Origin of the sequence: Bradyrhizobium sp. BR 10261 (assembly GCF_019455395.1) — a bacterium.
Taxonomy (GTDB): domain Bacteria; phylum Pseudomonadota; class Alphaproteobacteria; order Rhizobiales; family Xanthobacteraceae; genus Bradyrhizobium; species Bradyrhizobium manausense.
In genome coordinates, this window is sequence record NZ_JACOFQ010000004.1 from 103058 (window position 1) to 117210 (window position 14153).

11 protein-coding genes are annotated in these 14153 nt (G+C 58.0%); 3 read left to right on the forward strand and 8 right to left on the reverse strand.

Annotated elements, in window-relative coordinates:
• Positions 1 to 53: 53 nt before the first annotated feature.
• Genes HYH07_RS05880 through HYH07_RS05890 form a run of 3 tightly spaced genes read right to left on the reverse strand, consistent with a single transcriptional unit; the run spans position 54 to position 4452 of the window.
• The gene (locus HYH07_RS05880) at positions 54 to 1385 is read right to left on the reverse strand and encodes a methyltransferase (protein WP_220001597.1); all 1332 of its coding nucleotides are present in this window, start codon (positions 1383 to 1385) and stop codon (positions 54 to 56) included.
• Entirely contained in the window at positions 1382 to 3313 is a 1932-nt protein-coding gene (locus HYH07_RS05885; RefSeq protein WP_220001598.1) for an amino acid adenylation domain-containing protein, read from the reverse strand. The genes HYH07_RS05880 and HYH07_RS05885 overlap by 4 nt, the downstream gene beginning before the upstream one ends.
• Positions 3310 to 4452 (reverse strand): acyl-CoA dehydrogenase family protein, encoded by a 1143-nt coding sequence (locus tag HYH07_RS05890; RefSeq protein ID WP_220001759.1) that lies wholly within the window; start codon positions 4450 to 4452, stop codon positions 3310 to 3312. Before HYH07_RS05890 ends, HYH07_RS05885 begins: the two co-directional genes overlap by 4 nt.
• 410 nt (positions 4453 to 4862) lie before the next feature.
• On the opposite strand from HYH07_RS05890, the gene HYH07_RS05895 reads away from it, so the two are divergent.
• Entirely contained in the window at positions 4863 to 5786 is a 924-nt protein-coding gene (locus HYH07_RS05895; RefSeq protein ID WP_220001599.1) for a thioesterase domain-containing protein, read from the forward strand.
• Between the two features lie 75 nt (positions 5787 to 5861).
• Entirely contained in the window at positions 5862 to 7529 is a 1668-nt protein-coding gene (gene asnB, locus HYH07_RS05900; RefSeq protein WP_220001600.1) for an asparagine synthase B, read from the forward strand.
• A gap of 58 nt (positions 7530 to 7587) precedes the next feature.
• Here asnB and HYH07_RS05905 read toward each other — a convergent pair whose 3' ends face one another.
• The 4 genes from HYH07_RS05905 to HYH07_RS05920 all read right to left on the reverse strand — a co-directional run bounded on the left by HYH07_RS05905 (position 7588) and on the right by HYH07_RS05920 (position 11908).
• On the reverse strand, positions 7588 to 8580 hold the full coding sequence (locus tag HYH07_RS05905) for an NAD-dependent epimerase/dehydratase family protein (protein ID WP_220001760.1): 993 nt from the start codon (positions 8578 to 8580) through the stop codon (positions 7588 to 7590).
• Between the two features lie 173 nt (positions 8581 to 8753).
• Positions 8754 to 10016 carry a UDP-N-acetyl-D-mannosamine dehydrogenase gene (wecC, locus tag HYH07_RS05910; RefSeq protein ID WP_220001601.1) on the reverse strand — a complete coding sequence of 421 codons (1263 nt, stop codon included), beginning with the start codon at positions 10014 to 10016 and terminating at the stop codon, positions 8754 to 8756.
• Positions 10009 to 11133 (reverse strand): non-hydrolyzing UDP-N-acetylglucosamine 2-epimerase, encoded by a 1125-nt coding sequence (gene wecB / locus HYH07_RS05915; RefSeq protein ID WP_220001602.1) that lies wholly within the window; start codon positions 11131 to 11133, stop codon positions 10009 to 10011. The genes wecC and wecB overlap by 8 nt, the downstream gene beginning before the upstream one ends.
• A gap of 1 nt (position 11134) precedes the next feature.
• A complete protein-coding gene (locus HYH07_RS05920; protein WP_220001603.1) occupies positions 11135 to 11908 on the reverse strand; it encodes a WecB/TagA/CpsF family glycosyltransferase in 774 nt (257 codons plus the stop codon).
• A gap of 123 nt (positions 11909 to 12031) precedes the next feature.
• On the opposite strand from HYH07_RS05920, the gene HYH07_RS05925 reads away from it, so the two are divergent.
• Entirely contained in the window at positions 12032 to 12985 is a 954-nt protein-coding gene (locus HYH07_RS05925; RefSeq protein WP_220001604.1) for a glycosyltransferase family 2 protein, read from the forward strand.
• On the opposite strand, the gene HYH07_RS05930 is transcribed toward HYH07_RS05925, so the two are convergent.
• On the reverse strand, positions 12982 to 14100 hold the full coding sequence (locus tag HYH07_RS05930; protein ID WP_228749265.1) for a hypothetical protein: 1119 nt from the start codon (positions 14098 to 14100) through the stop codon (positions 12982 to 12984). The two genes, HYH07_RS05925 and HYH07_RS05930, sit on opposite strands and share 4 nt — an antisense overlap.
• Between the last annotated feature and the right edge of the window lie 53 nt (positions 14101 to 14153).

The window sequence follows — 14153 nt, forward strand, 5'->3', positions numbered from 1 at the left end:
CCAACCTTCAGGGCCCGTTCAGCATCGCCCTGCGCCGGCTCAATCCTGGCGATCTACGGCGCCTCTTGATGAAGTTCGTGATCAGCAACGACGGCGCAGCTTCCGTCGGGTCGGAAAAACCACCCCCGTCCGGCGAGTTCCTTCCACCAGCCATTGCCGCCGCCAGAACGACGCAAGCTCACGACGCCAAAACGCCAAGCGCTCTTGTCGCCTTCGTACGGCTTGTCGGAAAGCAGGTCTTGATATCGTGGTACTGCCCACGTGTGATCCAACACCTGCCACTCGCCGAGTTTTCCTCCCAACCAGGCATCAAAGTGATCCTTGATCTGCGTTCCCGGAGGATTCGGAAACAGAGAGTTGATGTGGGCGACCCCATCCCTCTCCAATCTTGTCGGAAGGGCTTCAACAACTCTCCTCAAAAGGTCGGTGCCATCAATGCCGCCACTCCAGAAATTGTCGCCTGCTCTGGCTGCGGTGTCGGGGGCATAGGGAACGTTGGCGATCAGGAGGTCGCATGACCCATCGATCGAATCGAGCAGGTCGCTCAGAACAAAATCGATATTTTTGCTCCCGTTCAGCTGCGCGTTGAAATTGGAGAAAGCAATCGCACGAGAGCTGACGTCTGCGCCAACCACCTGCGAGCAGTGATCGCTGGCAAGAATCGCGTGCACCCCCGAACCGGTCCCGAGATCAATGCCGCGTCTGCGCACTTTCCGGTCGACGAAGCCTCCTAAGATGAAACTCTCCCCCCAAAGCCACATGACCTGGTTGATGGCCGTGTTTTTCGCCGCCTGATCGGTGACGATGTATTTCCCGAAACATGGGAACAGGCATAGGTTCGCGCTCAGCAAATGGCCCCGTTCTTCAACCAGCCTCATTTCAACGGCCGTATCTACGAACGAGGCTGAAATCTGGCGGGCCAGGAGATCCGCCCTTACCGGGTGGCCGTCGATGAACAGCGTAATCAGGTTATCGATCGGGTCATTCGACTGAGGCTTCCAGTTCGATCTCATCCTCTCCCAAAAATTTACGCCAAGCCGCGGGAACACGCCGAGGCGTGCAGCGCATTTCGCGAGGTCGTATCCGCAACTCCGTAGCGCGCTGACGAAATCGGATATCTGCTCGTCCCTGGCCGGGATCACGGGTAACCCGACCTCGCGAGAAATTGTCGGCAAGAGCGGTGGTGCGGGTTCTTCTGGCGCAGCCGGGATGCCATTCGACTGCCGCAACAGGGCCAAGAGCTGGTCCTTTTGGTTAGCCAAGCTGGCCCGCATTTCGGCATCAAGTGCGCCAGCTGGAGCACTGCACTTGAGCTGATCGTGTTCGATCCAGAGTTTCACATCGCGTTGCCGGAGGGCGGACAGGAGCGCAACAGTTTCCGTCATAGCGTGAACTCCTCACGTTGGCCTGACGCGGCTTGCGCCCCGGGGCCTCCGCCCGCAAGCGCGAGCACGTCGATCATTTCCGCGATTCCCGCGATCGTAGGCCTCTCGAACAGGCTCGCGAGACTGAGTTCGACGCCAAAGGCCCCGCGAATTTTTGCGACCAGAGCAGTGGCAGTCAACGAATCTGCTCCGAGGTCAAAGAAATCATCGTGGATACCAATTCCATCGACCTTCAGCAGCTCGCTCCAGATCTCCGCGACCGTCTCCTCGCTCCTGCTCCTGGGTGCTCCACCCTTTCCCACCCCTATGCTTTCTCTCGATGGCACAGGCAGGGCCTTGCGATCCACTTTTCCATTTGGTGTGAGCGGAAGCGAGCCAAGGAATACAAACTGGGCAGGAATCATATAGTCCGGCAACGTGTCCTTCAGAAATGCCCGTAGCTCGTCACCACCTGATGTTTTTGAATCGTGCGGGACAACATACGCGACCAAAATTTTTCTTCCCGGCTCGTCCTCCCGCGCAACAACTGTGCATGACTGAACACGGCGATGGGATGCAAGGGCTGCCTCGATCTCGCCAAGCTCTACTCGATAGCCACGGATCTTAACCTGATCGTCCACGCGCCCGAGATATTCAAGCATGCCGTCTTTGCGGTAGCGGGCGAGGTCTCCCGTTTTGTATAGGCGCGCCTCAGGGTCGTGGCTGAACGGATCTGCCAAGAAACGTTCCGCCGTCAATTCCGGCCTGTTGAGGTACCCGAGCGCTACACCTGCACCGCCGATATATAGTTCACCGGTTCCCCCAGGAGGGACCGGCTCCAAGCTCGCATCCAAGACGTACAATTGGGTATTTGCGATGGGTCGCCCGATAGGTACAGATCCCGTACGAGGATCTCCGCGTTGCACCTCATAGACACAGCAACCTACGACCGTTTCAGTCGGGCCGTACTCGTTGATCAGTCTGGTATCAGGCGCAGCATCGCGCCAAAACTGCAGAGTTTCGGCCAGCAGATTTTCACCTCCGATCACGAAAGCTCGTGAAAAGTTCATGGCCTCGCTGCGATCGATCTGACGGCTCAGCAGTTCCAGGTGCGCCGGCGTGATCTTAACAAGTCCGCGATCCCCCGATCTGAGCAGCGCAGCCACCAAGCTCTGCGCTGCAACGTCCTCGGAAAGCAGCTCGACGGACCCACCCGCCAGAAGCGGCGTGTACAGACTGGTCACTGTAAGGTCGAAAGAGATAGAACTATGAAGGGGCACCGAACTCCCGGGCCCGACCTCGTAGGCCTTGATTGCCCACCAGAGGTAATTGACCAGTCCCCGGTGAAGGATCATGGCACCTTTGGGCTTGCCGGTCGAGCCGGAGGTATACATCACGTAAGCAAGGTTCGTTGGAGCCGTGATCGGCGAGGGATTCTCGCGCGGCTCTCGGGACAGCATCGGCCAATCGGAATCAAGGCAGATCAGCCTGGTGGCCGCCGCCTCGAAGAGCCGCCGATGCTTCTCCTCGGTGAGTAGGATGGGCGTTCGCGAGTCTTCGATCATGAACGCCAGTCGCTCGAGCGGGTAACTCGGATCGAGGGGCACGTAGGCTCCCCCGGCCTTCCAGACTGCGAGCAGCGCGACGACCATTTGCGGAGAGCGGTCGAAGCACACCCCAACCAGCACGTCTGGCCCAACCCCACTTCGACGCAAGTGATGAGCCACTTTATTGGCGCGCTCGTTCAGCTCCTGATAGCTGATCTGCACTCGGCCATGCTCCAATGCGATCGCCGCGGGTTCACGACTGACTTGCTGTTCGAACAGTTCGTGTGCGCAGACCTGCGGGAACTCGGCCCGCGTGTTGTTCCATTTGTTGACGAGATGGTCTGATTGCCATCCTGCAGCCTTCGTCGCCCCCTGCACCCGGACCTCGCTCAGCGTCGTCATAAAGAGCTCCCTACGATTTCCTTCATGATCTCATTCGATCCGGCGTAGATTTTTTGGATGCGGCTATCGACCCACATGCGCGCAATCGGATATTCCTGCATGTAGCCGTAACCGCCGTGCAACTGCACACACTCGTCGATCACTCGACATTGGCAATCGGTGAGCCAGTACTTCACCATCGCCGCGGTGATCGAGTCGAGCCGGCCCGCGATGAACTGCTGAATGCACTTGTCCACGAAGATCCGACCGATGTGCACGTCGGTCTTGCACTCTGCGAGCTTGAACCTCGTGTTCTGCAGATCGATGAGCGGCTTGCCGAATGCGTTGCGCTCCTTTACGTAGCGCGTTGTGAGGTCCACCGCGCTCTCCGCGGCAGCGACCGCGCTCACTGCGATTGACAACCGCTCGTACGAGAGCTGATCCATCATCTGGAACAATCCCCTACCCTCACTCGAACCGAGCAAATTTCGGGCCGGCACGCGCACATCGTCGAAGAACAGCTCAGTCGTGTCCTGAGAATGTCGACCTATCTTGTGCAGCGAACGTCCGACGCGATAACCTGCCAGATCGTTGGTTTCCAACACGAGCAAAGAGAGTGCCCTTGGCCCCGGCGCTGCCCCCCCTGTCCGGACAGCCAGGCAGAGAAGGTTTGTCTGCGAGCCATTCGTGATGAACGTCTTGGAGCCATTGACGACGTACTCATCTCCTTCCCTGCGGGCCGTTGTCTTAATTGCCTGAACATCAGATCCTGCATTGGGCTCCGTCATCCCAATTGCGCCGATCAGCTCGCCGGCGGCCATACCCGGCAGCCAACGGCGCTTCTGCTCCTCGTTTCCGTAAGCAAGAATGTAGTGCGCGACGATACTCTGAACACCAAAGCCCGAATGAATTCCTGCCCGGGCGAGCTCCTCAATGACAACCGCTTCGTGAGCAAACGTCCCACCAGCCCCGCCGTACTCCTCCGGTACGTCTGGGAGCAGCAGGCCGACCCTGCCTGCCTTGCGCCATGCTTCCCGATCGGGCCGCCCCTGCTCATCCCACTGGGCCTGGCGCGAGAGAAACTCCTTTGCAATGAACTCGCGCGCCGTCTTCCTGAAGACCCGCGTATCATCGGTGGTCCAGGGCGCTTCGCAGTTCATCAGCGCCACTTCTCTTCCGCGCAGCTTTTGGTCGGGATCCGCGGATCGCCACGAGATCGGTCAGGCCATTTTGCGAGTCCGGATTCTGCTTCGATGGCAAGCATGTCCACGGAGCGCTCCGATCGCCCGGAAGCCAACCGCGGCCGAAATGATGGCTGCATTAAATTCATATTTAAACGCCCAATGCACTTCGCGCCGAGAACTCAACGGAAATACCAAAAAAGCATCGCCATTATTAATCTGACACAGATATAATAATTCGCAAGTATTTTCTTTCATGGATTTAATTGCCATATATTAAATTTTAAAGTAACAATGCCGCTTGCTGACTCGAGTGGAGAGAAGCGGCTGGAGGGCCGAGGCGGAGGACGCACTTTAGGGGTCAACGCCTGCGCGAGAGGTTGGTTGTAATGGATGCTGCCGCACTGCTGTCGACGCTTCGATCCCGAGACGTGAAGCTGTGGATTGAGAATGCCCAGCTCAGGTGCAGCGCGCCGGTGGGGGCGCTCGACCTCGCATTGCGCGAAGCGCTGAAGGGCCGTAAGGACGAGATAATCGCCTTGCTGCGCCAGGCGGAGGCGCTGCAGAGCGGACCTGTCTCCATTGTTCCGATTAAGCCAGAGGGAAGCAGGGCGCCGATTTTCGCTGTATCCGGTCACGCTGGCGATGTCTTTTGTCTTTTGCCATTGGCACGCCACCTGGATGCTGCGCAGCCGGTTATCGGCGTTCAGCCACCAGGGCTCGACGGGACCGAACCTTTGCATTCCATCGAAGCGCTGGCACGCTATGAGATCGAGCAGATACGCCGGTATCAGCCTCACGGCCCCTATCGAATTGCGGGCCACTGCGCTGGCGGGACCCTTGCATTCGAGGTTGCACAACAACTCGTCGCCGCGGGGCATGAGGTCTCCCTCCTCGCGCTCATCGGCAGCCCATTTCCCGCGGTGTTCGGGCGCACCTCACTGCTGTGGGTTCGCCTTGCCGGCTATGCGACTGCGCTGGCGCCCGCAGAGTTCTTACGCAGACTGCGGCAACGACTGGAGCGGCAACGGGCCCAAGCACTCATGGATCCCGCTGCACGAAGGGCGAGAGAGCGGGTCGAAAGCGCCACTGTAGCGGCGGTCCGCAAATACACGCCGCGCCCTTATCCCGGTCATATCGACCTATTTGTCACGGGCGACAAGTGGCACCGATCCCACCAATGGGGACGATTTGCCCGAAGCCTGCGCGAGCATCACGTTGGCGACTACCCCGTCAATGACCTCTTGCTCGGCCCCAAAGTCGGCCTCCTTGCTGCTTCGCTTCAACGAAGGCTAGATCAACTTCAGAATTAGCATTGCATAATCTTTTTCACGCCGCGGATCTGGTCTTCGAGCAATCGATTTTTTCCAAGCAATAGGACAAACATCGTGTGCGGCTTTGTCGGACTTTTCGAATTTAAGGAATCGCTGGAATTTGCGCGCGCCCGCGCCCTCGATATGGCCAAGACCATCCGACATCGGGGCCCGGACTGGAGTGGAGTTTACGTAAACGATCGCGCGGTGCTTGCCCACGAGCGACTTTCAATCGTCGACGTCGACCACGGCGCGCAGCCCCTCATCGATGCAAGTGCCCGCCGCGTGCTCGCCGTGAATGGGGAGATCTACAACCACCTCGCGTTGCGTCAGGAGCTGAAGCGCGCCCACCCGTGGGCGACGAATTCAGATTGCGAAATCATTCTGTACCTATACGACGAATATGGGCCTGCCGTATGCAAAATGTTAAGTGGCATCTTCGCGTTTGCATTGTTTGACGAAAGACAGAATGAATTTTTCATTGCCCGAGATCATCTGGGCATCGTTCCTCTCTATATAGGATGGGGCATCGACGGGACGAGCTACGTCGCAAGCGAAATGAAGGCGCTGGACGACGTATGCGAAACGATCCAAGAGTTCCCGCCAGGCCACTATTACACAAGTCGCGATAGACAGTTCGTGAAGTGGTACGATCCCGAGTGGGCACACACGATCCCGGCGCGAAAGGTCTCTTTGCCGGCCCTGCGAGCTGCCCTTGACTCCGCAGTCAAACAGCAGCTGATGTGCGATGTCCCGTATGGCGTGCTCATATCAGGTGGCTTGGATTCGTCGCTGATCGCGGCAATCGTCGCGCAGCATCGCTTCAAGAGAATTGAAACGGGAGAAGTCGAGGAGGCATGGTGGCCGCGGCTCCACTCGTTCTCGGTCGGCCTCGAAGGGGCTCCGGACATGCAGTATGCTCGGAAGGTGGCGGCGCACATTGGTACCGTGCATCACGAGATCATCTTCACGATCGAGGAGGGCCTCGATGCCCTCAAGGACGTTATCCGCCATCTCGAAACCTTTGATGTCACATCGATCCGCGCGGCCACGCCGATGTACCTGATGGCCCGCAAGATAAAATCGATGGGAATCAAGATGGTCCTCTCGGGGGAAGGCGCCGATGAAGTGTTCGGGGGGTATCTGTATTTTCACATGGCCCCGACCGCCGAGGAATTCCACCAGGAAACGGTGCGCAAGCTATTCGCGCTCAGCAAATATGATTGTTGTCGCGCGAACAAGGCAACGGCAGCGTGGGGGGTGGAGACACGCGTACCGTTCCTGGACAAGGATTTTCTGGATTACGCAATGTCTATAGACCCCGCCGACAAGATGTGTCCGGGCAAAAGAATTGAAAAGTACATACTGCGGGAGGCGTTTCGGGATCTCCTCCCGGAAGACGTCCTGTGGCGCCAGAAGGAGCAATTCTCAGACGGAGTCGGGTACAACTGGATCGATTGCCTGAAGCAACAGGCGGCGCAAACAGTCTCCGATGAGATGCTGGCCCGGGCAGCCGATCGCTTTCCGAAGCAAACGCCGACCTCGAAGGAGGGATATCTCTATAGAATGATCTTTGACACCATCTTCAAGAACCCAACGGCTTGTTTGACTGTACCTGTCGGGCCTTCCATTGCGTGTTCGAGCCCCGCTGCGTTCCGCTGGTCGCAGGAGTTTACAAAGATGGATGATCCATCCGGCAGAGCCGTCAAGGGGATCCACGTGCGTGCGATCGATGCCATCTGACCAGCGCCAGCACTCGCAGCGATACTCTGGGCAAATCGCGGCAGGTTGTTAGCGGGAGTTACGAGGCCAGCTCGGATCTTTGACGATCTGCCGCGAGCCCACGCTCGAGCCGCCACCATTTCACCAGTTCGGCAAGACCTTTTTCGAGCGACATGGACGCGCGGAAGTCCAGTAACCGCTCTGCCTTCCCAGTTGAGGCGCACCAACGCGGCACAGGGCTGGGGCAGCGCTCGCGAGCGAACTCTGGGGCCAGTCCGCGACGCCCCATTATCTCTACGAGCACTTCCGCGAGTTGCGTTAGGCTAGTCTCCGTGCCGCTCCCCACATTGAATACCTCGTCCGTGACATGAGCCTTGGCCGCAAGTATGTTGGCGCGGGCGACGTCACGTACGTGCACAAAATCCATCGTCTGCTGACCATCGCCAAAGATGATAGGAGGCCATCCCGCTTCAACTCGCTCCATCCAACGAATCAGCATTTCAGTGTAGCGGCCGTGAATGCCCATCCGACTACCATAGACGTTGAAGTATCGGAGCGCCACGTAGTCCAGACCATACATCTCGTTATAGGCGCGCAACAGTCCCTCGCTAAAAGCCTTCCCCGCACCATGAAGAGTACGGTTCCGGTAAGGCGCTTCACGTTCCGTGGTTGGCAGCTCCTCTGCCGGCCCGTACACGGAAGCTGAAGAGGCCGCTATGACCTTCTCGACGTCGTGCTTCACACAAAGCTCAAGCAGTTCGAACGTGCCACTTACCATTACCTCCATGAAGAGGCGCGGCTCAGCAGCACAACGGGCATTTCGTAGTGCGGCCTGGTGAAAGACTATGTCCGTCGACTTGGTCAACGCGGCCATCAACTTGATATCACGCATGTCGCCATGTACCACCCGCACCGGCCCTCGAGTCAGCGCCCTGCGCAGGTTCTCCGGTCGACCCGTTAGCATGTTGTCGAGCGCCACGATCTCGATGCAGCCCTCCTCGCACAGCAGATCGACGATATGCGATCCGATGAAGCCGGAAGCGCCCGTGACGAGAATGCGCTTGCCCTTCAGGTCACTCAACGCCACTCTCCTTTAGTCTGCAACTAGGCATCTGAAACATCCCAAGTCGGAGGTGTTCGCGACCCTCGCTTTGCAAGCCTTGGCGGTTTCATCGATGATAACCAAGTTATCGGGACCAGCCATTGCCATGAAGCGGATCCATCTCGGTGATCAAGATCGGAGGACTACGCCCTCATCGGCATATCCTGCCAGATGCCGCGCGTATCGATGACGTCAAGATGACGGCGTTCAGCTAACGGGACCATCCTGAATTCATCGTGATCGACAAGAATGATGGCCACTTCACAGCTTCGTAGCGCTTCGTCGATACTCACAAAACCGACCCGGCAATCAGCCAGCTCGGGTGGCAACCGTCGAAGATTTGGCTCGACCACCTTTATGCGCGAACCATACTTTTCCGCTAGATGCAAAACTATTTCCAGCGCCGGGCTCTCGCGCAAGTCGTCGACATTGGCTTTGAAGGTCAAGCCACAGCAGGCGATGTGGGCGTAAGAATGCTCCTCGATCAACGCCTCCGCACGCTCGATGACCGTGCGCGTCTTGGTCTTGTTCACCTCTCGGCTCATCCGCATGATACGCGCCAGATCGGGTGCAGAGTCGATTATGAACCAGGGGTCCACCGCAATGCAGTGCCCTCCCACGCCTGGGCCAGGCCGTAGCACGTTCACTCGCGGGTGACGATTTGCAATGTCGATCACCTCCCACACGTTGATCTCCAACCTATCACAAATCAACGAGAGCTCGTTTGCAAACGCGATATTGGTGTCGCGAAAGGCATTTTCCGTCAGCTTCACCAGCTCAGCCGCCCGCGCCGTCGTGCCGACGCAAGCACCACGTACAAACATCTTATAGAAGCGTTGGGCGCGGCGTGTGCACGCCGGGGTGATGCCGCCAATGCAGCGGTCATTGTTGGCAAGCTCGGTCAAGATGCGTCCCGGCAACACGCGCTCCGGACAATACGCGACGTAGATCGCACCGCTCTCCTTGCCGTTGGTGCCGATGTGCAGGTCTGGCCTCCGTTCACCAATCCGTTTTGCGATTGCTTCAGTGGTTCCGATCGGAGAGGTGGACTCGAGAATGACTAGATTACCAGGTGTAAGAAGGTCGACGATGCTCTCGATGGCAGCATCCACGCTTGATAGATCCGGACGATTTTCTCCGTCGATTGGAGTCGGCACCGCGATGATGAAAACGTCGGCCGGCTGGGGCTTGCAGGAGGTCGCGAGCGCTCCACTCGAGACGACCTTCGAAACCAGCCCGTCCAAGTCGGGCTCAGCAATGTGGATCTTACCGGATCCGACCGTGTCCACGATGCGCTCGTTGGTATCAACTCCAACGACCCGTAAACCGCGGCTCGCGATCAGCGCAGCGGTCGGCAGTCCAATATAGCCGAGACCAAGAACTGCGACTTTGGCAAATTCAGGCATCGAGTAGAACCTTCACGATTCGCTCGCTCGCATGGCCATCCCCGAATGGATTGTGAGAGCGCGCCATTGATGCATAAGTTTCATCGTCATCCAGCAGACGGAATGTTTCGCCCACAATTCGCTCGTGGCTCGCGCCGACAAGGCGGGCGGTTCCTGCCTCAATGCCTTCCGGCCTCTCGGTCGTGTCACGCATGACGAGCACCGGCTTTCCGAATGTCGGCGCCTCTTCTTGCACGCCACCAGAATCGGTTAGGACGAGATATGACAGAGATAGCAGACTGACAAAGTCGGTGTATTCCTGAGGGGAAATGAGCACGACGCGCGGGTGATTGGAGAACCTGCTAACGAACACGTCCCTGACGTTTGGATTCGGGTGAACAGGCAGAACCACCGCAACATCCTCCCGTGCAAGGATTGTCTCCAAAGCAGCTACGATGTTGAGGATACCGCCTCCGAAATTCTCACGCCGATGACACGTTACCAGGATAATGCGGCGGTTTCCGTGGCACTGCCTGATCCCGTTCCATCGCGCCGAAAGCGCGGGATCGCCTTCAACCCTGGCCTTCGCAAGGATCAGCGCATCAACGACAGTGTTGCCTGTCACATGAATACGGTTTTTCGGGACATTCTCGGATCGCAAGGCCTGCGCGGCCCGCTCGGTCGGCGCAAAATGTTGGTCCGCAATCGAGCCAACAATTTTTCGGTTCACCTCCTCGGGCCATGGAGCGAAGATATCTCCACTTCTTAATCCAGCCTCGACATGCGAGACTGGAATTCTGTGGTAGTAAGCTGAAAGCGCTCCCGTCATCGCAGTCGCCGTATCGCCCTGAACGATGACCCTTGTGGGCCTGACTTTCTCGAGCATGTCCCCGATCTGAGCCAATAACCGGGCCGTGAGATGATCGAGAGTCTGGTTGCTTGTCATTATGTCCAGATCGAAATCCGGTATCACTTCGGCCAACTTGAGCACCTGATCGAGCAACTGCCGGTGCTGAGCCGTCGCGCAGACGGTGATCGCGACGTCCTTTCTCTTTTCGGACTTCAGTCGATTGATCACTGGAAAGAGTTTGATCGCCTCCGGCCGGGTCCCCAGCAGGATCAGGAAATGCTTCTGCATCTCATCCTCCGACTCGGCTGGGCGGGAGTGCTCCTTGTACGGACGGTCGCATGATCATCGCCTGCGCTAGCATGGCCGCAAACAGAGTATTCGTCTTGGCGTAACGCCACCACATGCGCCGGGGCTCCTGATAGATCCGATACAGCCACTCAAAGCCGAGTTGCTGGATGCGAACCGGTGCTCGTCGAACCGCGCCGGCCAGAATATCAAACGCGCCACCGACCCCCATAATGTAGGGTACGCCTAGTTCGTCGCGGTGAGCCGCGAGAAATCGCTCTTTGCGCGGCGTGGGCATTCCAATAAAAAGGCAGTCGGCCCCACTCGATCGGATCTTTCGGACAATCTCGCGCTCTTCGTGATCATCGAAGTAGCCATCCGTCCAACCGGCGAAGACGAGGGCAGGATGCTTGTCGCGGACGCGACGAACGGCCTGATCGAGCACGGCGGGAGTGGCTCCCAAGAAATATGGTCTGAAACCATCCTCCGCACAGACCTTCAGCAATTCGCAAAGGAGGTCCACGCCAGCCACGCGCGAGGTGACCGGAAGCCCAAGTGCTCGCGCGGCCCAGACGATTCCCATGCCGTCGATGCCGACGATGTCGCTGCTGGTCACATCCGCGGCGAGCACCGCATCGGAGCGCATGTTGACGAATTTGGCGACGTTCAGTGCGACGTGCTGCAGTCGCTTTCGTGTCCGCATGGCTTGACGCCCAAGTTCGACCGTCTCGTCCATCGTGAGAATATCAATGGGGCAATCCAGAAAAGATGCACGCATGGGAACCCCTAATTCGACTGACCTAAAATCAAAACATTATAGATTTAAATTTATAATACATATAATGTCCAGCACAATTTAATATGCAAGCGATCTAAAATCGGCGGAAAAATGAGGCGGCGAATGGCTGGAAAAGAGCCGGATACAAGCGCCTGGAGTAGCGGCGCCATCCCACGCGAGATTAAACCGACGGTCTCGGTAATTATTCCGCATTTAAATCAAGCTGCGGCGCTGGAGATTTGCCTCTCCACCCTCGATCGCCAGCTGCTGGACCGCGACAAGTTTGAGGTCATTGTGGTCGATAACGGTTCCGCAACAGTTCCGATCGAAGCCGTTGCCAGGCACCCAGGCGCAACACTGCTCCGCGAGATCACCCCGGGCCCAGGACCTGCACGCAACACCGGCGTGGATTTCGCAAGAGGCGAAATCCTTGCATTCATCGACGCCGATTGCAGGGCAGACCCGAATTGGCTGAGCAGCATTGTCGACGCACTGATCGTGTCTCCACCTGGCACGATCTTGGGAGGAGACGTTCGGATCTGGCGCCCGGCAGACACTGCCGTCAGCGCTATCGCCGCATATGAAAGCGTGTTTGCCTACCGGTTCAAACTATATATCGAACGGCACGGCTACTCCGGGACAGGCAACATGGCGGTATTTCGTCGCGACTTCGAGCGCGTGGGCCGCTTCGCGGGAGTCGACGTCGCCGAAGACATGGAATGGGGACGGCGTGCGGTCTGCGCCGGCCTTCGCTTTCAATACACTCCAGGCATGATCGTCTATCACCCCGCACGCGATTCCCTGCGGGAATTGTACGCCAAATGGGATCGGCAAATTGCTCACTATCGAAACATGAGAGAACGAGATCCGGCATGGCGACTGCGCTGGATTGCACAGGCGCTGCTGGTCTTAGCCTCCCCCGCATCGGGCGTCGTGACCATCATGATGACTGACCGTCTCGCGGGTGGCGCGGCCCGCCTCAAGGCGGCCGCCGTTCTCTGCGCGGTGAGAACGCATCGCGCCATTGCGATGTTTGCACACCTGCGCAGCAGACGGTCTGTGATTTGGAACCGCTAGATCGTGTCTCGTTCCACGGAGATATCGCTAAACGCCCGATCGTGCGTAAGCTCGCCCGCGTCGACACGTTGACCAAACGACCACAAGATCCAGCCAAGTTCGTAGCTGCGACATTCGAGGCGGAGTCGCACATCTAAATTGTCGATCAACGCCGTCTCGCGTCCCAAGTAGGCGTTCTTCAACGCGCGACACATCCTCGGTATCCTAGTTGTGTATTCCCGCGTGCGAACGTGCGAGCGCACCGTCAATCCGAGTTTGGGCACAAGCATGGAGCGGCCGAGTTGATTCTGCCCGAGAGCCCATTTGAAGCCGTTCGCTAGTGCCTCTCGTGCGCCTCGTACATTGTGGCGCTCCGCCCATTCCAACAGCGCGGGGCCCATGCCAAGTTGATGAACGGAATAGATTTCGTAGAAGTCGAGTACGCGGCCAGTCGTCGCATCGAAGAACCAGGGCCATTCGCCTTGGGGCCCCTGGAGGGCGATCAGCTTGCGTACACACTTGTCGGCCAAATGAATGGCATAACCATCTCTGATGAAATCTCCGTATTCATAGCAGCCCATCGCGAGATAAATCTGTGTCGCGAACGAAGCGAAGCGCCGCCGAAAGCCGAATGGCGTGTCAAAAAACAATCCTGATTCGCTCCGAAAGCGATGGCTGAGAAAACGGAACAGCGGATCGGCAAATACAGCCCACTCGTTCTCACCAGCTCGCGTTTGCGCCACCACCCCTATCAGCAGCATTCCCAAATCTTGGGCCCGGAAGCTCTTCCAGCGCGCCTGATCGGTCAAGATCGCTCTCACATGCTGCTTCACCGGCCCAGGTAGCGCGAATCCGAGCTCGGCCGCAGCCCAAAGCGCCATGCCAAAAGCATATTTCGCAACCGGAAGCCGAGTGAGCTCATCGACGTTCCGATCGAATATTTCTGCCAGATTGATATCGTCCGGAATGTCCCGTACGCGCGACATGCCAAGGAGGACGTTGAGCGTGTAAAACACGTCGCTGTGCGGGAGAGACTCATTCGGCGAAGCGCGTCCATCGAGATGATAGATGTGAGACCATCTGCCCTTCTCGGAGATCCAGCACTGTCGTAGACCCCTGAGAGCATAATCGATCATGGGCGCGTTGCGCGAGACCGGTCGGTTGACCGGGTGTCTCAAGGGGATGGCGC

Bases quoted from the DNA above. Each gene is read 5' to 3' on its own strand.
- HYH07_RS05880 (WP_220001597.1), bottom strand. From the start codon at position 1,385: ATGACGGAAACTGTTGCGCTCCTGTCCGCCCTCCGGCAACGCGATGTG.
- HYH07_RS05885 (WP_220001598.1), bottom strand. From the start codon at position 3,313: ATGACGACGCTGAGCGAGGTCCGGGTGCAGGGGGCGACGAAGGCTGCA.
- HYH07_RS05890 (WP_220001759.1), bottom strand. From the start codon at position 4,452: ATGAACTGCGAAGCGCCCTGGACCACCGATGATACGCGGGTCTTCAGG.
- HYH07_RS05895 (WP_220001599.1), top strand. From the start codon at position 4,863: ATGGATGCTGCCGCACTGCTGTCGACGCTTCGATCCCGAGACGTGAAG.
- wecC (WP_220001601.1), bottom strand. From the start codon at position 10,016: ATGCCTGAATTTGCCAAAGTCGCAGTTCTTGGTCTCGGCTATATTGGA.
- wecB (WP_220001602.1), bottom strand. From the start codon at position 11,133: ATGCAGAAGCATTTCCTGATCCTGCTGGGGACCCGGCCGGAGGCGATC.
- HYH07_RS05920 (WP_220001603.1), bottom strand. From the start codon at position 11,908: ATGCGTGCATCTTTTCTGGATTGCCCCATTGATATTCTCACGATGGAC.
- HYH07_RS05925 (WP_220001604.1), top strand. From the start codon at position 12,032: ATGGCTGGAAAAGAGCCGGATACAAGCGCCTGGAGTAGCGGCGCCATC.
- HYH07_RS05930 (WP_228749265.1), bottom strand. From the start codon at position 14,100: ATGATCGATTATGCTCTCAGGGGTCTACGACAGTGCTGGATCTCCGAG.